Annotated in this window: 23 protein-coding genes, 1 tRNA gene and 1 pseudogene; 18 read left to right on the top strand and 7 right to left on the bottom strand. The window is 72.8% G+C overall.

Annotated elements, in window-relative coordinates:
* Window positions 1-86: 86 nt before the first annotated feature.
* The gene (locus ACIWVC_RS18130) at window positions 87-257 is read right to left on the bottom strand and encodes a hypothetical protein (RefSeq protein WP_396447417.1); all 171 of its coding nucleotides are present in this window, start codon (window positions 255-257) and stop codon (window positions 87-89) included.
* A gap of 239 nt (window positions 258-496) precedes the next feature.
* On the opposite strand from ACIWVC_RS18130, the gene ACIWVC_RS18125 reads away from it, so the two are divergent.
* Entirely contained in the window at window positions 497-1,228 is a 732-nt protein-coding gene (locus ACIWVC_RS18125) for a response regulator (protein WP_396447450.1), read from the top strand.
* Window positions 1,225-2,343 (top strand): sensor histidine kinase, encoded by a 1,119-nt coding sequence (locus tag ACIWVC_RS18120; protein WP_396447416.1) that lies wholly within the window; start codon window positions 1,225-1,227, stop codon window positions 2,341-2,343. Before ACIWVC_RS18125 ends, ACIWVC_RS18120 begins: the two co-directional genes overlap by 4 nt.
* Before the next feature lie 25 nt (window positions 2,344-2,368).
* Here the strand turns inward: ACIWVC_RS18120 and ACIWVC_RS18115 are convergent, their stop codons facing one another.
* Window positions 2,369-2,725: a hypothetical protein gene (locus ACIWVC_RS18115; RefSeq protein ID WP_396447415.1), complete on the bottom strand. Its 357-nt coding sequence runs from the start codon at window positions 2,723-2,725 to the stop codon at window positions 2,369-2,371.
* 218 nt (window positions 2,726-2,943) lie between these two features.
* On the opposite strand from ACIWVC_RS18115, the gene ACIWVC_RS18110 reads away from it, so the two are divergent.
* The 3 genes and pseudogenes from ACIWVC_RS18110 to mptB form a co-directional block, all read left to right on the top strand.
* On the top strand, window positions 2,944-3,279 hold the full coding sequence (locus ACIWVC_RS18110; RefSeq protein ID WP_396447413.1) for an STAS domain-containing protein: 336 nt from the start codon (window positions 2,944-2,946) through the stop codon (window positions 3,277-3,279).
* Between the two features lie 99 nt (window positions 3,280-3,378).
* Complete coding sequence (locus ACIWVC_RS18105; protein ID WP_396447412.1) at window positions 3,379-4,110, top strand: glycosyltransferase family 2 protein; 732 nt, start codon at window positions 3,379-3,381, stop codon at window positions 4,108-4,110.
* 290 nt (window positions 4,111-4,400) lie between these two features.
* Window positions 4,401-5,258 (top strand): annotated as a pseudogene (gene mptB / locus ACIWVC_RS18100) (polyprenol phosphomannose-dependent alpha 1,6 mannosyltransferase MptB); the annotation flags it as partial.
* 178 nt (window positions 5,259-5,436) lie between these two features.
* On the opposite strand, the gene ACIWVC_RS18095 reads toward mptB, so the two are convergent.
* Entirely contained in the window at window positions 5,437-7,662 is a 2,226-nt protein-coding gene (locus ACIWVC_RS18095; protein ID WP_396447411.1) for a hypothetical protein, read from the bottom strand.
* A gap of 54 nt (window positions 7,663-7,716) precedes the next feature.
* On the opposite strand from ACIWVC_RS18095, the gene ACIWVC_RS18090 reads away from it, so the two are divergent.
* The 6 genes from ACIWVC_RS18090 (at window position 7,717) to ACIWVC_RS18065 (ending at window position 13,735) form a co-directional block, all read left to right on the top strand.
* The gene (locus ACIWVC_RS18090) at window positions 7,717-9,021 is read left to right on the top strand and encodes a glycosyltransferase 87 family protein (RefSeq protein WP_396447410.1); all 1,305 of its coding nucleotides are present in this window, start codon (window positions 7,717-7,719) and stop codon (window positions 9,019-9,021) included.
* On the top strand, window positions 9,021-9,476 hold the full coding sequence (locus tag ACIWVC_RS18085) for a DUF4446 family protein (RefSeq protein WP_396447449.1): 456 nt from the start codon (window positions 9,021-9,023) through the stop codon (window positions 9,474-9,476). Before ACIWVC_RS18090 ends, ACIWVC_RS18085 begins: the two co-directional genes overlap by 1 nt.
* Window positions 9,477-9,626: 150 nt before the next feature.
* Window positions 9,627-10,565: a prephenate dehydratase gene (gene pheA / locus ACIWVC_RS18080; RefSeq protein ID WP_396447409.1), complete on the top strand. Its 939-nt coding sequence runs from the start codon at window positions 9,627-9,629 to the stop codon at window positions 10,563-10,565.
* 121 nt (window positions 10,566-10,686) lie between these two features.
* Window positions 10,687-11,493: a class I SAM-dependent methyltransferase gene (locus tag ACIWVC_RS18075; RefSeq protein ID WP_396447408.1), complete on the top strand. Its 807-nt coding sequence runs from the start codon at window positions 10,687-10,689 to the stop codon at window positions 11,491-11,493.
* 69 nt (window positions 11,494-11,562) lie between these two features.
* The gene (gene serS, locus ACIWVC_RS18070) at window positions 11,563-12,822 is read left to right on the top strand and encodes a serine--tRNA ligase (RefSeq protein ID WP_396447407.1); all 1,260 of its coding nucleotides are present in this window, start codon (window positions 11,563-11,565) and stop codon (window positions 12,820-12,822) included.
* A 109-nt stretch (window positions 12,823-12,931) separates the two neighbouring features.
* Window positions 12,932-13,735 (top strand): Cof-type HAD-IIB family hydrolase, encoded by an 804-nt coding sequence (locus ACIWVC_RS18065; protein ID WP_396447406.1) that lies wholly within the window; start codon window positions 12,932-12,934, stop codon window positions 13,733-13,735.
* Between the two features lie 127 nt (window positions 13,736-13,862).
* Here ACIWVC_RS18065 and ACIWVC_RS18060 read toward each other — a convergent pair whose 3' ends face one another.
* Window positions 13,863-14,408: a bacterial proteasome activator family protein gene (locus tag ACIWVC_RS18060; protein ID WP_396447405.1), complete on the bottom strand. Its 546-nt coding sequence runs from the start codon at window positions 14,406-14,408 to the stop codon at window positions 13,863-13,865.
* 13 nt (window positions 14,409-14,421) lie between these two features.
* Complete coding sequence (locus tag ACIWVC_RS18055; RefSeq protein WP_396447404.1) at window positions 14,422-15,378, bottom strand: NAD(P)H-quinone oxidoreductase; 957 nt, start codon at window positions 15,376-15,378, stop codon at window positions 14,422-14,424.
* A gap of 158 nt (window positions 15,379-15,536) precedes the next feature.
* On the opposite strand from ACIWVC_RS18055, the gene ACIWVC_RS18050 reads away from it, so the two are divergent.
* The 4 genes from ACIWVC_RS18050 to ACIWVC_RS18035 all read left to right on the top strand — a co-directional run bounded on the left by ACIWVC_RS18050 (window position 15,537) and on the right by ACIWVC_RS18035 (window position 18,338).
* Entirely contained in the window at window positions 15,537-17,501 is a 1,965-nt protein-coding gene (locus tag ACIWVC_RS18050; RefSeq protein ID WP_396447403.1) for an AAA family ATPase, read from the top strand.
* Window positions 17,502-17,529: 28 nt separating this feature from the next.
* The gene (locus tag ACIWVC_RS18045) at window positions 17,530-17,907 is read left to right on the top strand and encodes a signal peptidase I (RefSeq protein WP_396447402.1); all 378 of its coding nucleotides are present in this window, start codon (window positions 17,530-17,532) and stop codon (window positions 17,905-17,907) included.
* A gap of 78 nt (window positions 17,908-17,985) precedes the next feature.
* A tRNA-Ser gene (locus ACIWVC_RS18040) sits at window positions 17,986-18,077 on the top strand.
* 96 nt (window positions 18,078-18,173) lie between these two features.
* Window positions 18,174-18,338 carry a hypothetical protein gene (locus tag ACIWVC_RS18035; RefSeq protein WP_396447401.1) on the top strand — a complete coding sequence of 55 codons (165 nt, stop codon included), beginning with the start codon at window positions 18,174-18,176 and terminating at the stop codon, window positions 18,336-18,338.
* Between the two features lie 7 nt (window positions 18,339-18,345).
* Here the strand turns inward: ACIWVC_RS18035 and ACIWVC_RS18030 are convergent, their stop codons facing one another.
* Window positions 18,346-19,110 (bottom strand): M15 family metallopeptidase, encoded by a 765-nt coding sequence (locus tag ACIWVC_RS18030; RefSeq protein WP_396447399.1) that lies wholly within the window; start codon window positions 19,108-19,110, stop codon window positions 18,346-18,348.
* Window positions 19,111-19,280: 170 nt separating this feature from the next.
* On the opposite strand from ACIWVC_RS18030, the gene ACIWVC_RS18025 reads away from it, so the two are divergent.
* Complete coding sequence (locus ACIWVC_RS18025) at window positions 19,281-19,703, top strand: hypothetical protein (protein ID WP_396447398.1); 423 nt, start codon at window positions 19,281-19,283, stop codon at window positions 19,701-19,703.
* Between the two features lie 55 nt (window positions 19,704-19,758).
* Here the strand turns inward: ACIWVC_RS18025 and ACIWVC_RS18020 are convergent, their stop codons facing one another.
* A complete protein-coding gene (locus ACIWVC_RS18020; protein WP_396447397.1) occupies window positions 19,759-20,220 on the bottom strand; it encodes a MarR family winged helix-turn-helix transcriptional regulator in 462 nt (153 codons plus the stop codon).
* A 169-nt stretch (window positions 20,221-20,389) separates the two neighbouring features.
* Between ACIWVC_RS18020 and ACIWVC_RS18015 the strand changes: the two genes are divergently transcribed.
* The gene (locus ACIWVC_RS18015) at window positions 20,390-21,400 is read left to right on the top strand and encodes a pirin family protein (protein ID WP_396447396.1); all 1,011 of its coding nucleotides are present in this window, start codon (window positions 20,390-20,392) and stop codon (window positions 21,398-21,400) included.
* A 345-nt stretch (window positions 21,401-21,745) separates the two neighbouring features.
* Window positions 21,746-22,939 (top strand): ATP-binding protein, encoded by a 1,194-nt coding sequence (locus tag ACIWVC_RS18010; protein WP_396447395.1) that lies wholly within the window; start codon window positions 21,746-21,748, stop codon window positions 22,937-22,939.
* Window positions 22,940-23,498: the final 559 nt, after the last annotated feature.

Here is a 23,498-nt window from a genome sequence, read left to right as displayed (position 1 = left end):
GATGGTGTCCCTTCGCCGATGACCGCCTGGTTATCCGGCATCATGCGGTCACCGGCGACGCCCCGCAAGGGGGATGAGCTGCTTACCTACCGGCTTTTGGACATCTTGGACACGGCGGTCACGGCGAGTACCACGACGACGCCGACGAGTCCGATGAAGAAGAAGAACTTCAGCATCGAGATGATGGCGCCGATGACGGTCATCGCCAGCCAGATCGCGAGCACCACGCCGATGATGGTCAGAATCGTCTTACCCATGCCTCCACCGTAGGCGCCGCTCCCGCGAAGCACATCACCCTCGGGTACGAGCCTGACCCCCACTCTGCGGCGGGGCCCACCCTGACGACCACTCAGGGAACCCCCTGACCATCCCGAGACCCCCGCCCGTCACGCCCGGCCCAACCCGCCGACCCGTTCCGTGCCGGCCATTCCTTACGGGGTGGTGACGAGTGGGAGCGGCGGCGGCGCCGGCCGCTTAGCGTGTGGGGGTGAAGTCTGTGAGTCCCGCCGGGCGCGTCCTGGTGGTCGACGACGATCCGACGGTCGCGGAGGTCGTCGCCCGCTACCTGGCCCGCGACGGGCACGAGGTGGTCTGCGTGGCGGACGGCCCGACCGCGCTGCGCAAAGCGCTCGACCACCCGCCGGACCTCGTCGTCCTCGACCTGATGCTGCCCGGCATGGACGGTCTGGAGGTGTGCCGGCGGCTCCGCGAGACCTCGACCGTCCCGATCGTGATGCTGACGGCGCTCGGCGCGGAGACCGACCGGCTCGTCGGGCTGGAGACCGGCGCCGACGACTACGTGACGAAGCCGTTCAGCCCGCGTGAGCTGGCGCTGCGGGTGAAGTCGGTGCTGCGCCGGGCGCGCGGGGCGCTGGTCCCGACCGGGCCGTCCGGGCCGCTGCGCGACGGCGACCTCGTCGTGGACGTCAGCGCGCACGAGGCGGGCCTGCGCGGCGAGCGGCTCGCGCTCACGTCGCGGGAGTTCGACCTGCTGGCGTTCCTGATGCGCCACCCGAGGCGCGCGTTCACCCGCGACGAGCTGCTCGAACGCGTCTGGGACTGGACGTTCGGCGACTCCTCCACGGTGACCGTCCACGTCCGGCGGCTGCGGGAGAAGATCGAGGACGACCCGACGGCGCCGCGCCGCATCGTCACCGTGTGGGGCGTCGGCTACCGCTACGAGCCCGCGCACGACGCGGCGGAAGAGCGCACCATGGACGGCGCATGATGATCCCCCTCGAAGACCTCCTGTGGGTCGTCTTCTACGCGGTCCTCGCCGCGCTCACCGTCGCGGCGCTGGCGCTCGGCGTCCTGTACGGGCTGCGCGGGCGGTCGGTCGCGACCCAGCTGATCGTGGTGGGCGTCGCGACGGTGCTCGCGACGATCTCCGGCATCCTCGTGATCTCGTTCATGATGGTGCTGAACGACCACGACCGGGCGGTCGTCCTCGCGGTGGTGACGTCCGCCGGCGTGGTCGCGATGGCCGTGTCGGTGCTGCTGGGACGCCGCCTGGTGGCCGCGAACCGCACCCTGGTGGAGGCCGTCCGCGCGGACCGGTTCCGGCCGCCGGCCGCGCACCTGCCCGCCGAGCTGGCCGAGCTGTCGCGGGAACTGGAGGCCGCCTACGACCGGCTGGCCGCGTCCCACGCGCGCGAGCAGGCCCTCGAAGCGAGCCGCCGCGAGCTGGTCGCCTGGGTGAGCCACGATCTGCGCACCCCGCTGGCGGGCCTGCGCGCGATGGCGGAGGCCCTGGAGGACGAGGTCGTCGCCGACCAGGGCACCGTCCAGCGGTACCACGGCCGCATCCGGGTCGAGGCGGAGCGGCTCACGGAGATGGTGGACGACCTGTTCGAGCTGTCCCGGATCCACGCGGGGGCGCTGCGGCTGTCCCGCGAGCGCGTCGGCCTCGCGGACCTGGTCGCGGACGCGGTCGCCGGCACCGAGGCGCTCGCCCGCGCGAAGGGCGTCCGGCTGCGCGGCGACGTCCGCGAGGGGCTGCCCGTCCGGGTGGACGCGGGCGAGCTGGGCCGCGCGCTCCGCAATCTCGTCGTCAACGCGATCCGGCACACCCCGAGCGACGGCGCCGTCGAGATCATCGCCGAGGTCAGCGAGGGGGAGGCGCGGGTCACGGTCGCCGACGGCTGCGGCGGCATCCCCGAGGACGACCTGCCGCGCGTGTTCGACGTCGCGTTCCGCGGCGAGGCGGCCCGCACCCCGGGCGGCGGCGCGGGCCTCGGCCTCGCCATCGCCCGCGGCATCGTCGAGGCGCACGCCGGCAGGATAGGCGTGGCCAACGCGGGCCCCGGCTGCCGCTTCGAGGTCCGCCTGCCCCTCACCGTCTGACCCCGCCGCCCCCACGCGGCGGGCCTCAGGGGTCCAGGGCTTCGGAGATGGTGCGGAAGGTGGGGCACGGCCAGCGGGACATGCAGGCGCGGCAGCGGCGGATGGGGCGGTCGGGGTCGCTGGTGATGCCGCCGGCCTCCTGCGGGCGGTGCAGGTCGAGCAGCCGGACGCCGAGGTCGGCGAAGGCGAGGACCTCCTCCCGGGCGCCGGCGAGGAAGGCGAGGTCCGCGCGGGACAGGCGCGTCCTGATGGGGACGTAGCCGTTGCTGTTGACCAGGCGGGACAGGACCTGGGTGGACGTCCGCCACGAGCTGGACTTCGCCGAGCGGGCCCGGATCGTCTCCAGGCGCTCGCGCAGCCGTGTCTCTCTCGGATCGGCCATGTGTTGCACCTGCTCAGCCTCTCTCACTCCGCGCCTCCATGCGGCGCGAACCGGGGAGTTCGCACCGCCGGAGTCGTCCGAGATTAGGACAATACTGTCCGTAATTGTCAAAGCGTACGGGGCTGGCAAGGCGGCGACACGCCCCGGAAACGCCCACGCCGCGCGGGACTTGGTCAACTGCCTGGCCCCCGGGCCGTTCGCGAGATAGTGTGCCGGACGTGGAGCTAAACGTCTCGACCGCGTCTCAAGGAGGTCACGCCGTCGTTACGGCGACCGGCGAACTGGACCTGTACACCGCGCCCAGACTGCAGGCGGCCCTCGCCGGGCTGCTCCGCGAGCAGGCGACCCGGATCACGGTCGACCTGAGCGGCGTCGAGTTCTGCGACTCGACGGGCATGAACGTGCTGCTGTCGGCCATGAAGCGGCTCAAGGAGCAGGGCGGTTCGCTGGAGCTCGCCGCCCCGCGCCCGGCCGTCCGGCGGATCCTGCAGGTCACCGGGCTCGACACCGTCTTCACCGTCACGGACGGGGCGCCGGTCCCGGACGCCGGCTGAACCGCCGGCACTCCCGCGGGGAGCGCCGCGTCGGCGCGCCGGTAACGGTTCGCATCGGCCTGCCGCGCCGCGCGCCCGTCCCGGACTACCATCGCGGATATGCAGGACGTAGCGGTGATCATCCCGGCCAAGGACGAAGCCGACCGCATCGCGGCCACCGTCAAGGCCGCCCAGGAGCTGCCCGGCGCCGACCTCGTCGTGGTGGTCGACGACGGCTCCTCCGACGGCACCGGCCGGGTGGCCCGCGAGGCCGGGGCGCGGGTCGTGCGGCACAGCCGCAACCGCGGCAAGGGCGCGGCGATGGAGACCGGCGCGGAGGCCGTCAGGCTCCTCGACGACGGCCGCGACCAGCCCCGCCACCTGCTGTTCCTCGACGCCGACCTCGCCGAGACCGCGCGCGAGGCCGCGCCGCTCGTCGAACCCGTCCGGGCCGGCGACGCCGACATGACGATCGCGGTGTTCACCACGACGGTGAAGCTCGGCGGGCACGGGTTCGTCGTCCGGCTGTCCCGCGAGGGCATCCGCCGCGCCACCGGCTGGGAGCCGGACGCTCCGCTCAACGGGCAGCGCTGCCTGACCCGCGCCGCGTTCGACGCGGCCCTGCCGCTCGCCGCCGGGTTCGGCGTCGAGACGGCGCTCACCATCGACCTGCTGCGGCAGGGCTTCCGGGTGCGCGAGGTGGAGGTACCGCTCGCGCACCGCGCCACCGGCACCGACTGGCGCGCCCAGCTGCACCGCGGCCGCCAGTTCCGGGACGTGGCGAGGGCGCTCGCCGTCCGCGAACCTGCGGTCGAGCGGCGCCTGGGCCGGCTTCGCGGCAGCCGCCGGTGACCCGACTCGGGACGGGCGGGCTCTGCGGCGTCGGGGCCGGCCTCGCCTGCTTCCTCGGCACCGCCCTGCTGGGCCCGTCGGTGTTCGAGCCGGACCTCGAAGGCTCCCGCGGCCAGCCGCCGTACTCGCTCGTCGCCCACCCGTCGCCGTACCTGGTGATCGGGCTGGTCGTCGCGGGGATCATCGCGAGCACCACCGGGCTCGGGCTGTGCTTCGCCGCCGTCCGGAAAGGCGGGCGCATCCCGGCGCGGCCGCTGGTCGCCGCGGGGCTGCTCGCGGCGGTCGCGTTCATGTGCATGCCGCCCGTCGGGTCCACCGACCACCTGAACTACGCGTCCTACGGGCGGATGGCGGCGACCGGCCACGACCCGTACGTGACCAGCGCCGACGACCTGTCGCGGGACCCCGTCGCCGGGGCGCCCGAGGAGTGGCGGACGACGCCGTCGGTGTACGGGCCGCTCGCCACCGGCGAGCAGGCGCTCGCCGCGTGGATCGGCGACGACTCCGTGCGGATCACCGTGTTCGTCATGTCCGTCGCGAACGTGCTCGCGTTCGCGGCGACCGCGCTGATCCTCTACCGGACGTCCCGGACCGAGGAGCGGCGGCTCCGCACCGCGCTGCTGTGGACGTGCAACCCGCTCGTGCTGTTCCACCTGGTCGCGGGCGCGCACAACGACGTCCTCGCGATCGCGCCGGTGGTGGCCGCGCTCGCCGTGTTCGGGCGGCGGGCCGGATGGCCGCACGCCCTGGCCGCCGGTGCGCTCGCCGGCGTCGGCGCCGCGGTCAAGCTGCCCGCCGCGCTCGCCGCCGGCGGACCCCCCCTCGCGCTGCTCCGCGAGCGGAGATGGCGGTCGCTCGGCCGCCTGCTCGCACTGGCCGCCGGCGCCGTCGCCGTCACGGCGGCCGCGTACCTCCTCGCCGGGCCGCACGCGCTCGACCAGGTCCGCGAGGCGAGCAACATGGTGTCGTTCGCGACCCCCTGGCACCTGGTGGACGAGTCGCTCGGCCGCGGCTCGCAGCGCGACGTCATCAAGACGGGCGCGATGCTGCTCGGGCTGGCGCTGTTCCTGCTGCTCGTCAGGGCGCTCCCCAAAGAGGACGGCGAAGAGCACCGCCGGTACGGAGCGGCCCTCGTCCTCGCGTGGCTCCTCGTCGCCCCGTACGCGCTGCCCTGGTACGACGGGTTCGGCTGGGCGCTGCTGGCGCTGCTCCCGTGGACGCGCATCGACTGGATCCTGCTCGCCCACACCGCGGCCCTCAGCCTCGCCTACCTGCCGGCCCGCGCCCCCGCCCGCATCCGGCTCCCCGACGACCTGGAGTGGCTGTTCACCGTCGTTCGGCCGACCGTGATCCCGTGGACGCTCCTGGCGATTCTGACGGCGCTGGTGGCGGCGTGTCTGCGTTCCTCAGGTCGATCTCCAGCGACCGCAGGCCGGCCGCGAGCATCAGCGGGGTCGCCAGGCTGAACGCCACCGACAGGATCACCACGCCGGAGTCGTTCACCAGCGTGCCGATCACGCCGGCGGCCAGCGCGCAGATCAGCGCCGGGCGCATCGACAGGCTGTGCTTGTAGGCGCCCTGCAGCAGCGACACCCGCCAGCGGGTGGGCCGCGCCAGGACGAAGAACAGGAACACGACGGCGGCGGCGATCGCGAGCGTGTACGGCCAGTACCCGAGGCTGTTCAGCATCGCGTTGAACTTGCGGGTGACGATGCCCCAGGCGTCCCCGTCCATGAGGTCCTGCCAGAACCGGCCGAGGTGCGTCGGGTTGGCGCTCCGCGCGTTCAGGTAGGAGATGAACAGCACGATCGCCGCGCCCGCCGCGAAGAAGAGCCCGAGCCTCGGCGCGGACACCCGCTTCCCGGCGACCATCAGGCCGAGCATCGCGAACGCCGGGACGATCGCCAGCACGCCGCCGAAGTCGCTGCCGAACGCGGGCAGCCCGTCCACCACGACGGCGAACACGCCGATCGCGGCGACGATCCCGACCGCGACCGCCGTGCGGCGGCGGCGCAGCGGGTACTCCGTCAGCCACGCCGCCGTCAGGATCGCGGCGACCGCGAACAGCGAGAACGCCTGGTTGCCGAAGCCGTAGAAGCGGCCCGCGACCAGCGCCGTGTAGCCCATCAGCGTGTTGAGCTGGAGGTTGGACCCCGTCATCACGTCCAGCGCGAGGACGATGCCCGTCACCCCGGTGATCACCAGCCCGGGGACGACCACGGACCGCCGCCACGGGCCGGCGAGCGCCACGCCCGTCAGCAGCCCCGCGAAGCCCAGCACGGTGCAGATCAGCACGGGCGTCGGATGCTCGGCCCGCCACCACGGCAGCAGCCCGGCGAGGAACGACGCGCCCGGCGCCGCCCCGCCCAGCAGCGCTATCACCCGGGTGCCGCCCAGGATCCGCGCCCGCGACCGGCGGTCGCCGCCGAGCCGCCGCAGCGCGACCACCGCGATCCCGTACAGGACGAGCTGCGTCGCGAACAGCACCCAGTAGAACGACGTCTGGACGGTCCGGATCGCCTGCGCCGCGACGTCCTCGTCGACGAGCGCGTCGACCCGGTCCCGCGTGGACGCCTGCGACGGCTGCGCCTTCCACGCCGACCCCACGGCCTGCTTCGGCTGCGGCAGCCCGAGCAGCTTCATCGCGGTCGCGGTGACGTCGGTGAGCGTGACCAGGCCCTCCTGCCGGGTCGCGCTGGACGTCATGAACCCGGGCCCGTACCCGTCGCCCGCCGCGACGGCGACGCGCAGATGCGGGTCGACGCCGATGTCCGACAGCCCCGCCAGCAGGACGGTCGTGCCCTGGGGGAGGCCGGTGACGACCTGGGCGACCCGGCGGTCCGCGGCGGCCGCGGCGGCGGCGCGCTTGGCGTCCGACAGCGGGATCTGGTCGCCGTGCGCGTCGACGCCCGCGTTGATGTAGGCGCGGAACAGGTCGTCGACGTCGACCGCCGCGAGCGGGCAGCGCGCCCAGTCGGCGGCGGTGACCTTGTCGGGGGACGGGACGTAGCGGTCGACCCGGCCGCCGCCGTTGCCGACGCCGAACACCGCGCCCGGCCCGACCGCCATCGTGCAGCCGCCCGCCTTGTGGACGGCCTCGCCGAGCAGCCCGATCTCCGCGTGGTAGTTGGTGCCCGCGTTGTCGCTCTTGATGGCCGGCCAGCCCGCGGCGATCGCGCCGTCCTTCGGCACCGGGCCGGTGGGGGAGTCCTGGCCGGGCAGGATCGGCGCGGCCGGCAGCGCGCAGTCGCCGTGCGGCAGCCGGGACCGCTGCCCGGCCGACACCGTCAGCCAGCCGTCCGTGGGGCAGGTGTTGACCCGGGTCGTCCGGACGCTGAGGCCGGCCGCGGAGCCCCCGGCCGTCAGGTCCCACAGCGCCGGGGTGTTCTCCCGGCCGACGTCGCTCCACATCAGCCCCGGGACCCCGATGATCACGACCCGCCCGGTCGCGGCGCGGTCGCCGGCGTGCGCGGGCGACCAGCCGAGAACCCAGGTCAGCGCCGTGGCGAGGGTCGCGAAGAACACGGCGATCTTCGTCCCCCGGGGCATCATGGCGTCAAGGCTACAAGAGCACTACCACCGCACAGGGGCCATATCCTGCGGGCTGTGGACGGTCCCATGGTGCGGCAGGCGGGTGAGGCGCGGGGCGGGCGCCCGAACCGGCTCCTCCTTCTCGCCGGCGCCGCCGTCGCCGCCGCGGCGGTCGCCCCGATCGTGTCCCGCTGGCTCACCAACCCGCCCGACCAGCGGCTCGTCGACCTGGAGGTGTACCGGGAGGGCGGGCTCGCCGTGCTGCGCGGGGCGCCGCTGTACGACTTCCTCACGCAGCCGCCGCAGCTGCTCCCGTTCACCTACCCGCCGTTCGCCGCCGCGCTCGCCGTCCCGTTCACGCTGCTCCCCTGGCGGGCCGCGCAGTGGACGTGGGTCGTGCTGATCTACGTCTCGCTGGCGATCGCCGTCTGGTACGCCTTCCGCGACCTCATCCGCCGGACCGGGCGCTGGGCGCCGCTCACCGCCGGCGTCCTGTTCGCCGCGATGGCGTGGCTCGACCCCGTCCGCGACCAGGTCCGGTTCGGGCAGGTCGGGCTGTTCCTGCTCGCCATGTGCCTCGCCGACTGCTGCGCCCGCGTCCCGCGCTGGCCGCGCGGCGCGCTCGTCGGGCTGGCGGTCGCGATCAAGCTGGTGCCGGGCGTCTTCCTGATCTACTTCCTGCTCACCGGGCGGCGGGACGCGCTGGTCAACGCGGTGCTCACCGCCGCCGCGGCGACCCTGGCCGGGTTCGCGCTGCTGCCCGCCGACTCGTCCGCCTACTGGTTCGGCGCGCTGCTGCAGGGCGGGGACCGGACGGGCGCGGTCGACGGGACCACCAACCAGGCGATCCACGGCATCGTCGCGCGGATCTTCGACGAGGGCCCCGTCCGGACGCTGGTGTGGCTCGTGCTCGCGCTGATCGTCGCCTGCTACGGCTTCTCCCGGGCGCGCCGGGCCGCCCTGGCCGCCGACGGGCTGACCGGGACGGCCTCGTCCAGCCTGCTGCTCGGCGCCGTCGCGATCGTCGGGCTGCTGTCCGTCGTGCTGTCCCCTGTGGGATGGATCCACCACCTTGTCTGGATGATCGCGGTCATCGGTGCTTTGGCCGGAGACGGCCGGGACACGCGAAGATGTCTGCTCGCGCTCGGCGCCTGGTTCCTGTTCCTGTGGCCGCTGCCGTGGTGGGGACGCGCCTGGATCGGCCCGGAACACTCCGCCATAGCGGAATTCGCGGGCCAAGTCCTGCGCGACTCGTTCGGGATCGCCGCGCTCGCCGCCATCGCCGTCCTCGGCACCTGGTTGGTCAAAAGGGTCAAACCCGGCCCCGATCAGGGGGTTCCTTCGCAACCGAAGGCCGAGGTCGGTACGCTCGCCACGTGATGCTTGTCGCGGTGGCCGTCGCGGGTCTGGTCGCCGGTATTGCAGGGCTGTCCGTCGCGGTGGTCGCGCACAACCGGGTCAACCAGGTCGTCGACGAGTGCGGGGAAATGCTCAGGCGCCAGCTCCAGGTCGCCAGCGGATCGGTGGACGAGCGCGCGCTGCGCGACCTCGCCATCGTCCACTACGACGCGCTGAAGGAGATGTCCGGGCACCGGTCGTTCTCCCTCGCTCTGATCAACGCGGTCGGGGACGGGGTCGTCGTCAGCTCCATCAACGGGAGGACCGAGACGCGGACGTACGCCAAGGCCGTCCAGGCCGGGCACCCGGTCGAGACGCTCTCCCCCGAGGAGAGCCACGTCCTGCGGGCCGCCCGGCTCGGCAAGGGCCCGGTCGTGTCGCTGGACGACCCGCTCGCCGACTTCGGCAGCGGCGACCGCACGTCAGCCCGCACCTGACGCCCGCGCCCGACCCGCCGCCCGATCCACGCGCCCGATCCACGCGCCCGATCCACGCGCCGGCGCTCGCCGCGCGGGCGGCGGCACCGCATTGCCCGCCGGCAAGTAAACTCGGCGTGTTCGTCCGCACCATCCGCCTCGGGGGACTCCGTGACCGCAGACAGCAGGCCAGCGCGCTACGCCTACCTGGGTCCGCAGGGCACGTTCACCGAGGCCGCGCTGCTCACCCTGCCGGGCGCCGCCGGCGCCGAGCACGTCCCGTACGCGACCGTCCCGGCCGTCCTCGAAGCGCTGCGCAACGGGGACGTGGACACCGCCGTCGTCGCGCTGGAGAACTCCGTCGAAGGCTCGGTCCCCACCACGCTGGACGAGCTGGCCACCGGCGAGCCCCTCCAGATCGTCGGGGAGATCCACCTGCCGGTCTCGTTCGCGCTGCTCGTCCGCCCCGGGACGGCGCTCGACGACATCAAGACCGTCGCGTCCCACCCGATCGCGCAGCCGCAGTGCCGCCACTGGCTGCTGGAGAACGTCCCGCACGCCGAATGGCGCGCCGCCACGTCCAACGCCGAGGCCGCCCAGCACGTCGCCGACGGCCACTACGACGCCGCGCTCGCCGGCTCGTTCGCCGCGGCCCGCTACGGCCTGTCGATCCTCGCCGAGGACATCCACGACGTCGCCGACGCCGTCACCCGGTTCGTCGTCCTGCACCGTCCCTGCACGCCGCCCGCCCCCACCGGCATGGACAAGACGACCGTCGTCGCGTTCATCGGCGAGGACCACCCGGGCGCCCTGCTGGAGATCCTCAACGAGTTCGCCGTGCGCGGCGTCAACCTGACGCTGATCCAGTCGCGCCCCACCGGCGCCGGCCTCGGCTCCTACCTCTTCTGGATGGACTTCGAGGGCCACGTCGCGGACGCCCGCGTCGGCGAGGCCCTGATGGGGCTGCGCCGCGTCTGCGCCGACCTCCGCTTCGTCGGCTCCTACCCCCGCGCCGACCGCGTCCGCCCCGAGATCCGCCGCGGCACCCACGACACCGACTTCACCGAGGCCGCCTCCTGGCTGGACGGCATCCGCACCGGCCGCCCCTGATCATTTCGTGCCCGGGGAACGTCGCTTCCCCGCAAACCGTGCAAAGGCGAGGGCGTCATCCCGGTACCCCCTTGATCATGGAGCGTCCGTGCGCGGGCGGCCGCTGACGTAGGCTGCCCTGGTGGCCAGGGACTTCGATCTTTACGAGCGGGAACTGTGGGCGGGGCGCGCCCCCGCGTACGAGCGGGGGTTCGGCCGGCTCACCCGGTACACGGTCGGTCCGCTGCTGGACGCGGCCGGGGTCACGGGCGGGACGCGGTTCCTCGACGTCGGGACGGGCCCCGGGTTCGTCTCGCTCGAGGCCGTCCGGCGCGGCGCCGAGGTGTCGGCGATGGACGCCGAGGAGAGCATGGCGGAGACCGCCCGGCGCAACGTCCCCGGGCTGGACGTGCGCGTCGCCGTCCTGCCCGAGGTGCCGTTCCCGGACGGGTCGTTCGACGCGGTCGCCGGCAACTACGTCATCAACCACGTGGCCGACCCGGGCGCGGCGATCGCCGCGCTGCGCCGGGTGCTGCGGCCGGGCGGGCGGCTCGCGCTGAGCTGCTGGGTGATGCCGGGCAGCGGCGCCCTCGCGATCGTCCGCGAGGCGATCGAGCAGGCCGGCGTGGCGTGGCCGGAGGACATCCCCGAGTCGCCGTTCATGCGGTACGGCGAGGCGGCCGCGTTCCGGCGGCTGGTGGCCGAGGCAGGGCTCACCGAGGTCGCGGTCGAGGAGGTGACCTGGGAGCACGCCGTCGACCCCGAGGAGTGGTGGCGGGCGGTCGCGCTGTCCAGGGTCGGCACGGCCGGCGTGATCGTCGCGCGGCAGGACGCGGACACCGTCGCCCTGATCAAGGACGCCTACGACACGATCATCGCCGACTACGGGGTGGACGGCGGCCAGGTCTCGCTGCCCGCGCACGCGCTGCTGGCGAGCGGCGTCCGCTGACACCGCGGTCGCCTGAACCGCGGTTCATACGCGCGCGGACGCGGGGCCCGTACCGGTAGCCTCGGGTCTGTGATTGACCTGCGAGCTCTTCGAGAGGATCCGGAGCGGCTGCGCGCGTCGCAGCGCGCCCGCGGTGAGGATGACGCCGTCGTCGACCGGCTGCTCGACCTGGACGAGAGGCGCCGCTCGGCGCTGACCTCGTTCGAGCAGCTCAGAGCGGAGCAGAAGAGTTTCGGCAAGTCGGTGTCCAAGGCGAAGGGCGACGAGCGCGAGGCGCTGCTCGCCCGCGCGAAGGAGCTGGCGCAGCAGGTCAAGGAGCGGGAGGCGGAGGCCGACCGGCTCGGCGCGGAACTCGACGAGGTGCTGAAGAGCGTCCCGAACCTCATCGAGGAGGGCGCCCCGCCCGGCGGCGAGCAGGACTTCGTCGTCCTGGAGCACATCGGCGAGCCGACATCGTTCGACTTCGCGCCGAAGGACCACCTGGAGCTGGGCGAGAGCCTCGGCGCGATCGACATGGAGCGCGGCGCGAAGGTGTCGGGCGCGCGGTTCTACTACCTGACGGGCGTCGGCGCGCGGCTCCAGTACGCGCTGCTGAACCTGGCCATGGAGACGGCGATCGCGAACGGGTTCGTCCCGATGTACCCGCCGGTGCTGGTGAAGCCGGAGGCGATGGAGGGCACCGGGTTCCTCGGCGCGCACGCCGCCGAGGTGTACCACCTCCCGGCCGACGAGCTGTACCTGGTCGGGACGTCGGAGGTGCCGCTCGCCGCGTACCACATGAACGAGATCATCGACGAGCTGCCGCGGCGGTACGTGGCGTGGTCGTCGTGCTTCCGCCGCGAGGCCGGCTCCTACGGCAAGGACACCCGCGGCATCATCCGCGTCCACCAGTTCGACAAGGTGGAGATGTTCTCCTACTGCGACCCGGCCGACTCGCACGCCGAGCACCTGCGGCTGCTGGACTGGGAGAAGGAGATGCTCGCCAAGGTCGAGATCCCGTACCGGGTGATCGACGTGGCGGCCGGCGACCTGGGGTCGAGCGCGGCCCGCAAGTACGACTGCGAGGCGTGGGTGCCGACGCAGAACACGTACCGCGAGGTCACCTCGACGTCCAACTGCACCGAGTTCCAGGCGCGGCGGCTCGCGGTGCGGTTCAAGGACGCCGACGGCAGGAACCAGCCGGTGGCGACGCTGAACGGCACGCTGGCCACCACCCGCTGGATGGTCGCGATCCTGGAGAACCACCAGCGGGCCGACGGCTCGGTGCGCGTCCCCGAGGCGCTGCAGAAGTTCCTCGGGCAGGACGTCCTGGAGCCGATCAAGCGCTGACGGCGGTCCGGCCCCGAGCCCGTCCCGCCGGTCGGGACGGGCTCGGGGCCGAGCCTCAGGGTGTCGCCGGCGTCGCTTATGGTTTGTGGCATCTGCCCTGGAAGGTGACATGAGCCAGTCCGCGCCGCGCGTGATCGCCACTGACCTCGACGGCACGATCGTGCGCTCCGACGGCACGATCTCCGCCCGGACCGTCGAGGCCCTCGCCCGGGTCGAGCAGGCCGGGGCGATGCTCGTGATGGTCACCGGCCGGCCGCCGCGCTGGATGGCGGACATCGCCGCGGCCGTCGACCACCACGGCGTCGCCATCTGCGCCAACGGCGCCGTCGTCTACGACCTGCACACCGAGACCGTCCTGGAGACCCGGGAGATCCCGCCGGACGTGATCGCCGAGGCGATCGGGCGGCTCCGCGGCATCTCCCCCGAACTGCAGTTCGCCGTCGAGCACCCGACCGGGTTCTATTTCGAGCACAGCTACCACCTCGGCCGCTGGGACGCGGAGGCGTTCGGCGGGCGCCGCGTGGACGCCGCCGAACTCGTCAGCCGGCCCGGCACCAAGCTGCTCGCCTTCCACCCGGACGCCGACCCCGACACGCTCTCGGAGAAGGCCGTCCAGGCGGTGGGCGACCTCGTGACGGTGACGCACTCGTCCGGGCGGGGCCTGCTGGAGATGAGCGCGCTCGGGGTCACCAAGGCGAGCGCGCTCGCCGCCTTCTGCACCGAGCACGGGCTCGCGTCCGGCGACGTCACGGCGTTCGGCGACATGCCCAACGACCTGCCGATGCTCACCTGGGCGGGCACGTCCTACGCCGTCGCGAACGCGCATCCGCTGGTGCTGGCGGCCGTGACGCACAAGACGTCCCGCAACGACGACGACGGCGTCGCCGAGGTCCTGGAGCGCCTCTTCCCCTAGCGCGTCCCCGCAGAGGGGCGGGCATGCGGAGGGGCGGGCATGACGACGGCCGCGCCCTCGGGCGTGCGGGTGCGGCCGTTCGTCATGTCCCGCGGGCGGCGTCCCGCGGGCGGGCGCGTCCGGCGGGTTACAGGTAGGGGCCGGACGAGCGCGGGCGCGACTGCTGCTGTTGCTGCTGCTCCTCGGCGCCGGGCGGCATCATCCCGGCGGGCAGGGCGCGCCGCATCTGCTCCAGCTGCGCCCGCGCCGCCATCTGCTGCGCGAACAGCGTCGTCTGGATGCCGTGGAACAGGCCCTCCAGCCAGCCGACGAGCTGCGCCTGGGCGATCCGCAGCTCCGACTCGCTCGGCACCGTCTCCTCGGTGAACGGCAGCGACAGCCGCTCCAGCTCCTCGACCAGCTCGGGCGCGAGGCCGTCCTCCAGCTCCTTGATGGACGACTTGTGGATCTCCCGGAGCCGGGCGCGGCTCGCCTCGTCCAGGGGGGCGGCCTTGACCTCCTCCAGGAGCTGGCGGATCATCCCGCCGATCCGCATCACCTTCGCGGGCTGCTCGACCATCTCGGTGACCGACTTGCCCTCGGACTCGCCCTCGCCGGCGTTCTCCACGGCGATGCCGTTGGGGCCGACCACGAGGACCTGCGGTTCCTGCTCTTTCTTCGAAGGCTCGCTCATAAATTCCACATCCTCACACGGTCAACAAGATCTTGCCGACGTGACCACTCTCTTCGAGCAACTCGTGCGCGCGCGCCGCCTCCGCCATCGGGAAGCGCCGGTCGATGACGGGCCTGACCCTCCCCGACTCCAGCAGAGGCCACACATGCTCGCGTACCCCGGCCACGATCTCCGCCTTCTCCTCCGGCGGACGGGCCCGCAGCGTCGTCGCGTGCACCAGCGCCCGCTTGCGCAGCAGCTTGCCGAGGTCCAGCTCGGCCTTGGCGCCGCCCTGCAGGCCGATCACCATCAGCCGTCCGCCGGTGGCGAGCGCCTCCACGTTCCGGGCCAGGTACTCGGCGCCGATCAGGTCGAGGATCACGTCGTAGGGGCCGGCCTCCACGAAGTCTTCCTCGCGGTAGTTCACGGTGACGTCCGCGCCCAGTTCCCGGCAGCGGGCCGCCTTCTCCGCGCTGCCCACGGTCGTCACGACCCGCGCGCCGCACGCCTTCGCGAGCTGGATCGCGAACGTCCCGATGCCGCTGCCGCCGCCGTGGACGAGGAGGGTCTCGCCCTCGCGCAGCCCGCCCAGCCAGAACACGTTCGACCACACCGTGCACGCGACCTCCGGGAGTCCGGCGGCTTCCGCGACGTCGACCCCGCGCGGCACCGGGAGCGCCTGCGCGGCGGGCACCGCGACCCGTTCGGCATATCCTCCCCCGGCGAGCAGCGCGCACACCTCGTCGCCGACGTCCAGGCCGGTGACGCCCGCGCCCAGCTCGGCGACCCGTCCCGACACCTCCAGACCCGGGTACGGGGGAGCGCCCGGGGGCGGCGGGTAGAAGCCCATGCGCTGCATGACGTCGGCGCGGTTGACCGCGCTCGCCGCCACCTCGATCAGCACCTCGCCCGGTTCCGGCCGCGGGTCGGGGACCCGCGTCCACTCCAGGACGTCGGGGCCGCCCGGCTCGCGGATCACGATGGCATGCATACCGATCACGCTACCGGGCGCGGCGGCCCCGCCCGAGCGCCCCAAGGGCGATCTACGCGCGGGATGCACGCCATTGGGTCATGGGTATCCTGCGGGGGGATCGGTTTGCCCACCTGCACCGTGTTGATCATCAGAGGCGTGCCCTAGGGGGAAGAACGGTGGCGAGGAATGAGCACGACGGGCGCTCACTGGAGGAGCGCCTCGCCTCTCTCGACGCGATGAGCGAGGACGCGGCGGAACCGGCCCCCGAGGGCGAGGAGGCGCCGCAGCAGCCGCCCGCCCGGCAGGAGAACGCGCCGCCGCCTCCGCCGCCCGCCGCGGAGAACAACCCGTGGCTGGCCGCGCCGCCCGCCTTCCAGGGCGGGCCGGAGGACACCGGCTTCAACCCTCCCCAGCCTCCGCCCCCGCTCTACGACGGCGGCCCCATGCCGCAGCCGTTCGACGGGGGGATGCTCCCGCCGCCGTACTACCCGGCGCCCGCCAACGACCCGTCCCAGGGCGGGCAGCCTCCGCAGCCGTCGCCGTACGACGTCAACGGCAGCGCCGCGCCGCCCCTCGACCAGCTGCCGCCGTACCCGTCCGACCAGCTCGCGCAGCAGCAGGACGCGAGCGGGCAGTACCAGGCGATCGACCCCGCGACCGGGCAGCCCTACCCGCAGGACACCGACGCCTCCGGGCAGCCGTACGTGCCGATCGACCCGAACACGGGCCGTCCGCTCACCCCTGATGAGGCGGGCTCCCCGCAGGAGGTGAACGGGGCGGTCCAGCAGCAGTTCCCGCCGGCCGACCCGAACGCGGGCCTGCCGTACGCGCCCGACCCCAACGCCCAGCAGTTCCCGCCGGCCGATCCGAACGCGGGCGCCCAGCCGTACCCGCAGCAGTTCCCGCCGATCGACCCGAACACCGGCCAGCCGTACCCGCAGGTCGACCCCAACACCGGGCAGCCGTACCCGCAGCCCTACCCCCAGATCGACCCCAACACCGGCCAGCCGTACCCGCAGCCGTACCCCCAGATCGACCCCAACACGGGCCAGCCGTACATGCCCATCGACCCCAACACCGGGCAGCCCTACCAGGCGTACGGCTACCCGGCCGGGCCGCACCAAGGGCAGCCGCAGCAGGGGCAGCCGCAGCAGGGGCAGATGATCCCGCCGGGGCACGCCGCCCCGCCGCAGCAGCCGCAGAGCACCGACAGCCTCAGCTCCGAGAACCTCCTGGGCGAGCGCCGCATCGCGCCGTCCTCCGGGTGGCGGCGCGCCGTCTACAAGGCGACCGCCGGGAGCATCCACCCCGGCGAGTCGCAGAGCGAGCTGCGCCGCAAGGACCTCATCGCGCGGGCCCGCACCCCCGTCGCCGGCGGCCACCACCGCGTCGCGGTCATGTCGCTGAAGGGCGGCGTCGGCAAGACGACCACCACCACCGGCCTCGGCTCCATGCTCGGCTCCTTCCGCGGCGACCGGGTCATCGCGGTGGACGCCAACCCCGACCGCGGGACGCTCTCCGACAAGGTCAAGCTGGAGACCGCCGCCACCGTCCGCGACCTGCTCAACAACCGCGAGAACATCCACCGGTACGCGGACGTGCGCGCGTTCACGTCGCAGAACGAGGCGCGCCTGGAGATCCTCGCCTCCGACCGCGACCCCGCGGTCAGCGAGGCGTTCTCCGCCGAGGACTACGCGGCCGTCGCCGTCGTCCTGGAGCAGTACTACTCGGTCTGCATCACCGACTGCGGCACGGGGCTGCTGCACTCGGCGATGGCGGGCGTGCTGAGCCTCGCCGACCAGCTCGTCCTCGTCAGCTCCCCGTCGGTGGACGGCGCCCGGTCCGCGAGCGCGACCCTCGACTGGCTGGAGGCGCACGACCACGGGCACCTCGTCCGCAACGGCGTCGTGGTCCTGTCGATGGTCCGCAACCGCACCCGCAGCCAGGTCGACCTCGACAAGCTCCAGGCGCACTTCGAGAGCCGCTGCCGCGCCGTCGTCCGCATCCCCTACGACGACCACCTGGAGGAGGGCGCCGAGGTCGAGCTCGACCAGCTCGCCCCCGCCACCCGCGAGGCCTACCTCACCCTCGCCGCGGTCGTCGGCGACGGCTTCGCCTTCCAGCGCCCGCCGCAGACCTGACCGCCGCCGGACGGTAGGGTCACGTTCCGTGACGGACGTCGATGGCTTGTACGTGGGGAAGGCCGGCCCGGACGCCGCCGGCGACCGGGGCTGGCTGCTCGGGCATTTCAAGCCGGCCGGCGACCTGCGGCACAGCGACGAGGTCGAGATCAAGTGGGGCGTCCACCCGAAGGGGGAGCGGCGCGCGCGGTGGACGGACGGCGAGAAGCGCACCGCCCTGCTCGTCCTGATCAGCGGCCGGTTCCGCCTGGAGTTCCCCGGGCGGAACGTCGTGCTCGCCGAGCAGGGCGACTACGTGGTGTGGGGGCGCGGCGTCGACCATTCGTGGGAGGCCGAGGAGGAGTCGGTCGTCATGACCGTCCGCTGGCCGTCCATTCCCGGCTACCGCGTGCCCGGCGAACCGTAGGCCGACCCGGGGTATGCGGTCGAGGGCAGGCCGCGGTGACCGCTATCGTGGGCGTTGGGCCGGGCCGACCGGCCGCCGGGAGAGTTCGCATAGTGGACTAGTGCAGGCGCCTTGAAAGCGCCCAGGGCTGGGGACAGTCCTCGTGGGTTCGAATCCCACACTCTCCGCCACGTGGCCCGGGGGCGATCCCCTGGAAGGCCGCGGTCCCCCAGGGACCGTCACAAAGAGGCCGACTCGGGCATAAGTCATCCGTTACCCTCTTCGGCATGTCGCAGACACCGAATGATCCGGCAGGTACGACGCACCAGTTCCAGAACTTCGCGAACCAGGCGCAGCCGCAGAAGTCCGGGCCGAACATCGGCCTGATCATCGGCATCGTCGCCGTCGTGGCGGTCGTCGCGATCCTGGTGATCGCGTTCATGATGATGTGAGGGCGGGTCAGCGGCCGCTGCTGCTGAAGTGCTGGTAGTCCCTGGCGCCGCTCCAGGTGCCGCCCCAGCCCCAGCCGATCGAGGCGAACGCCCGCACCACCTTGTCGCCGGCGTGGATCATGCCGGGCGCGTCGAGGTCGCGGTTCCGGTACCTCTTGCAGGACTTGTGGGCGATGTGCCCGTCCGCGTAGACGTAGGGGTTCTGGCACGGGTTGATGTCGACGGCGAGGCCGTACGCGTGCTGGGAGAACGAGCTCGACCCCGTCGCGGTGCGGCAGTTGAAGGCGGAGGTGTTGTTGGCCTCGATCGACTCGAAGTCGCTGCCGCCGTACTTGTCGACCGGTTCCATCCGCTCGATCGGGAACTTCATCTTGTAGAGCTTCCGGAACACGGAGACGAGGTCGCCGGCGGCCTTGGCGTTGACGACGAGCCGCCCGCCCGTGTGCGGCTCGTCGTCCATGCCCCAGTAGGTCATCTCGATCATCCGGAGCCCGGACGGCGCCACGGGGCAGCCCTTCCGCCAGGATGACCTCAGGTCCCGGGCGGTCACCTTCTTGATCTCCGCTTGGAAGCCCTGCTCGGTCGGGGACGCCGACGGGGACGCGGAGGGCGAGGCCGCGGTGCCCGGTGCGGTGGGCGTTGCGGTGGGCGGGGTCGCGGCGGGCGGCTCGCCCGAGTCGTCGGAGCCGCGGCCACATCCGGCCGCCGCGAGCACCGCCGTGAGCAGGACGCCGAGCAAAGTCGCGCTGGAGATCGGGCCTCTACCTGGCATCTTTGCAGCATACGCAGGCCGGTGGGTGTTCGAGCCGCACCCATGATTCGCTACGGTGCGTTTGAGGGCGCGCCCGCCGGATAGGGGCGGCGTGGACCTTCGTTCGACCGCCGGGCATGTCGTCCGGTGACGTCCGGTCCAGGGGAGCCGGGATGTCCAGGGGAGCCGGGATGGCGGAAGCTCAGGAGAGCGACCTCCCAAGCCTCGAAGACGAGATCTTCGCGGTGGCGCACAACGTGGAGGTCGAGCAGGGGGCGGCTGCGGAGCCGCGACTGCCGACGGACAAGGCGCAGGTCCTGGTCGAGCGCGCGCGTGCGTTCCTCACCCGGGACGTGAAGGCGCTGGCGGCGGGCTTCGGCGTGTTCGTGTTCGTCGATCTCGTGATGATGTGGGCGCCGCTGATGACGAGCCGCCGCCCGAGTCTGCTGCCGCAGTTCATCACGCTGCTGCTGCTGGCGTTCGGGCTCGGCGGGCTGCTCGTGTGGCAGGTCGGCGGCCGGTGGCGGACGTTCGGCATCGGCATGATGCTCGCCTGGGGGTTCCTGACCCTGGTGTCGGTCGGGTTCCTGACCGGGGTGACCGTCCCGCTGTAGGCCGGGGCCGGGACCCCGCTGTAGGCCGGGACGCGCGCCGCCGCCGGACGCGCGCTCAGGCCGAGGGGCCGACCCGCTTCCGGACCATGCTGAACGCGCGGCCGATGGCTTCGAGGTCCTCGGGCTCGATCACGTCGATGAAGAACGTGCGGACGGTCTCGACGTGGTCGCGGGCGGCGCGCTCGAGCGCCGCGAAGCCCTCGTCGGTGAGGTGCGCGTAGACGCCGCGCTTGTCGTTGGGGCAGCTGTCCCGCTTGACCAGGCCCTTGTTCTCCAGGCGGGAGCAGGTGTGCGACAGCCGGCTGCGGGACTGGCTGGCGTTCTCGGCCAGCTCGGCCATCCGCAGGCGCCGCTCGGGCGCCTCCGACAGGCGGACGAGGATCTCGTACTCCGACACCGACAGACCGTGCTTGGTCTTGAGGTCGCGGTCCATGATCTCGGTGAGCCGGACGCTGCCGTCCACGTACGCCCGCCAATCGCGCTGCTGGGCGGCATCGAGCCAGCGAGGTTCGCTCATACCGGAAAGTATAGGCCCATATGTTGAACATTCAACTAGTGCACGCTATCTTCACGGTAGCAGGACGGGACGACGCCGTCCGACCGCGGAAATAGTTGAATCCTCAACTACGTTCCACGAGGCAGTGCACCGCCCGGCCGGACGGGGCACCCGAGCGAGGGGAGAACCCATGCCTGCCGTGATGGCCGACCCGCTGACCCTGCCCCGCCTCCCGCTGCTTCCGGAGGCCGGCACCGACTGGCGCCGCGTCGCGAAGGTCGTGACCGCCCAGCGCCACCTCGAAGGCGAGGGCTTCCAGGTGCGGCGCCCCTTCCCCGGCGTCGACCTGGCCCTGGCCGACCCGTTCCTGCTCCTCGACCACATGGGCGCCGTCGAGTACGCGCCGGGCGAGGCGAAAGGTACTCCCTGGCACCCGCACCGCGGGTTCGAGACGGTCACGTACATCATCGATGGAGCGTTCCAGCACCAGGACACCACCGGCGGCGGCGGTCTGATCTCCGACGGCGCCACCCAGTGGATGACGGCCGCGTCCGGCATCCAGCACATCGAGCAGCCGCCGCCCGAGCTGGTCGCCAAGGGCGGCCTGTTCCACGGCATCCAGCTCTGGGTGAACCTGCCGCGCGCCCAGAAGTGGGTGCCGCCGCGGTACCAGGACATCGAGGCCCGCGACGTCAAACTGCTGGCCGCCGACGACGGCTCGTCCCTCGTCCGCGTCATCGCAGGGTCGCTCGCCGGGTACGACGGCCCCGGCGTCACCTACACGCCGATCAACTACCTGCACGCGACGGTCGCGCCCGGCGCCCGGCTCGCGCTGCCCTGGCCGCGCGACTTCAACGCGCTGGTGTACGTGCTGTCCGGACGCGGGACGGCCGGCGTCGAGGAGGTCGGGCTGGACGAGGGGCAGCTCGCCGTGTTCGCCGGCTCCCACAACAAGGGCACCGGCGACGGGCTCGTCGTCCGTGCCGCCGACACCCAGCCGCTCGCCAGCGCGAACGGGTGGGAGATCCTCGTCCTGGGCGGCCTGCCGATCCGCGAGCCGGTCGCCCGCTACGGGCCGTTCGTGATGAACACCCGCGAGGAGATCGTCCAGGCGTTCGAGGACTTCCAGGCCGGACGCATGGGCACCGTCCCCGCCGACAAGGTCCCGCACCGCTCCGACGCCGACGAGTCCGCCATCTGACCCCGCGGGCGAACGGGGGCCGCGCCGGCCAGGCGGCGGCGCGCCCCCCGCAAGACTCCCGCGGGCGGCCCTGCCCGGATACCCCCGCTCCGGGCAGAGCCGCTCGCGGGCCGTTTCCCGGTTCGCGTGACGGGGGCGAGCGCATGCGCTAGTGTGTTCGAATAGTCGAACAGAAGTTCGACCTACGCGGAGGCGCTCGCCCGGGGAGGCGGCATGGTGGCAACGGCCATGAGGGGGGTGGACGCCCCCGCGCGCTGCGGGCGGCGGCGGGAGCACGCGACACGCCGCAGCGATTTCTACGCAAATCTACGGCCGCAGCTATATCGCCTCATAGAGTCCGACAGCGTGGACCCCGTGCGCAATCCCTATGCCCCCGGCGCCGGGCAGCGCCCCCCGGAGCTGGCCGGCCGCGACCGCGAGCTCCGGCAGTTCGAGGTGGTGCTCGAACGCGTGGCCCGCGGGCGTCCCGAGCGCAGCATGATCATCACCGGGCTGCGCGGGGTGGGCAAGACCGTGCTGCTCAACGCGTTCCGGTCGCAGGCGATCCAGCGGCTGTGGGGGACGGGCAAGATCGAGGCCCGGCCCGACCAGTCGATCCGCCGCCCGGTCGCCTCGGCGCTGCACCGCGCCGTCCGGGAGCTCGCGCCCCGGCACCGCGCGCCCGACCGCATCGAGGACTTCCTCGGCGTGCTGAAGGCGTTCGCGCAGTCGGAGCCGGAGCCGTCCGGCAAGGCGAAGGCGCGGGCGCACCGCTGGCAGCCCGGCATCGACGTGCCCGCCGCGCGCGGCCGCGCCGACTCCGGCGACCTGGAGATCGACCTCACCGAGCTGTTCGTGGACGCCGCGTCCGTCGCGACGGACGTCGGCGCCGGCATCGCCCTGTTCGTGGACGAGATGCAGGACGTCCCGGCCGACGACGTGTCGGCGCTGTGCGCGGCGTGCCACGAGCTGTCGCAGGTCGGCGGGCCGCTGATCGTGGTGGGCGCGGGGCTGCCGCACCTGCCGGCCGTCCTGTCGGCCAGCAAGTCCTACAGCGAGCGGCTGTTCCGGTACGCGCGGATCGACCGGCTCGACCGCGAGTCGGCCGACTTCGCGCTGATGGCCCCGGCCGAGCGCGAGAACGTCACCTTCACCAAGGAGGCCCTCGACGCGCTGTACGGGGCGGCCGACGGCTACCCCTACTTCGTCCAGGCGTACGCGAAGGTCGTCTGGGACGTGGCGCCCGGCACCCCGATCACGGCGGACGACATCAAGGTCGCCGCGCCGGAGGCGGAGAGCGAGCTCGCGGTGGGCTTCTTCGGCAGCCGCTACGAGCGCGCCACCCCCGCCGAGCGCGACTACATGCGCGCGATGGCCATGCTCGGCGACGACCCGGTGCCGACGGCGTCGGTCGCGGACGAGCTGGGCCGCAAGCCATCCAGCCTGTCGCCCGCCCGCGACGGGCTCATCAAGAAGGGCCTCATCTACAGCGCCGAACGCGGCATGGTCGCGTTCACCGTGCCGCATTTCGGCAAGTTCCTCCGCTCCCAACCCAACTGATCGACCCGGCCTCTCCCTCGCCGGCCTCGGCGAACCCGCGGATTCGCCGCTATTGAGTTCTCTAGCGAAAAGGCTAGAGAACGGTAGAAGGCCGCATCGAACCGAATGCGCGCCAAGGCGCCACCGGCGGGACGGCCGCCGCGCCCAGGTCGCCGACGCCGCCTCGTTCGCGGCCGGCGCCGTCCGCAGAATATTCGCGTCTCTAGCAATAATTCTAGAAATCCGTAGATTTAGCTCGCCTCATTCTCTGGCTGTGTATAGCGCCTCCTAGTATTTTTCCTAGAAAGCCCTATAGAAAGCCAGAGGTGGTACCGAGCCCGGTGTTGCCTGGTGGGACGGGGTGGGTAGGACCCCGACGGATGCCCACTGAACGGGCACAAGGTCTAAGTCGGGGGGAAGCATGACAGACCGAGACCGGTTCCGCGGTCAGGACACGGACCACGAATTCAGCCAGGAAGACTTCGCCGGCCAGGACGAGACCACCTCGTCCTCCGGCTACGACGACTCCATGGGCTTCGACGAGTCGCTGGGCTACGACGAGGCCGTCGGCTACGACGAG

Source organism: Actinomadura sp. (genome assembly GCF_044508335.1).
In the GTDB taxonomy this organism is placed as follows: domain Bacteria; phylum Actinomycetota; class Actinomycetes; order Streptosporangiales; family Streptosporangiaceae; genus Spirillospora.
Note: the sequence above shows the minus strand (reverse complement) of the source record. Positions and strands in the feature narration are given on the sequence as shown.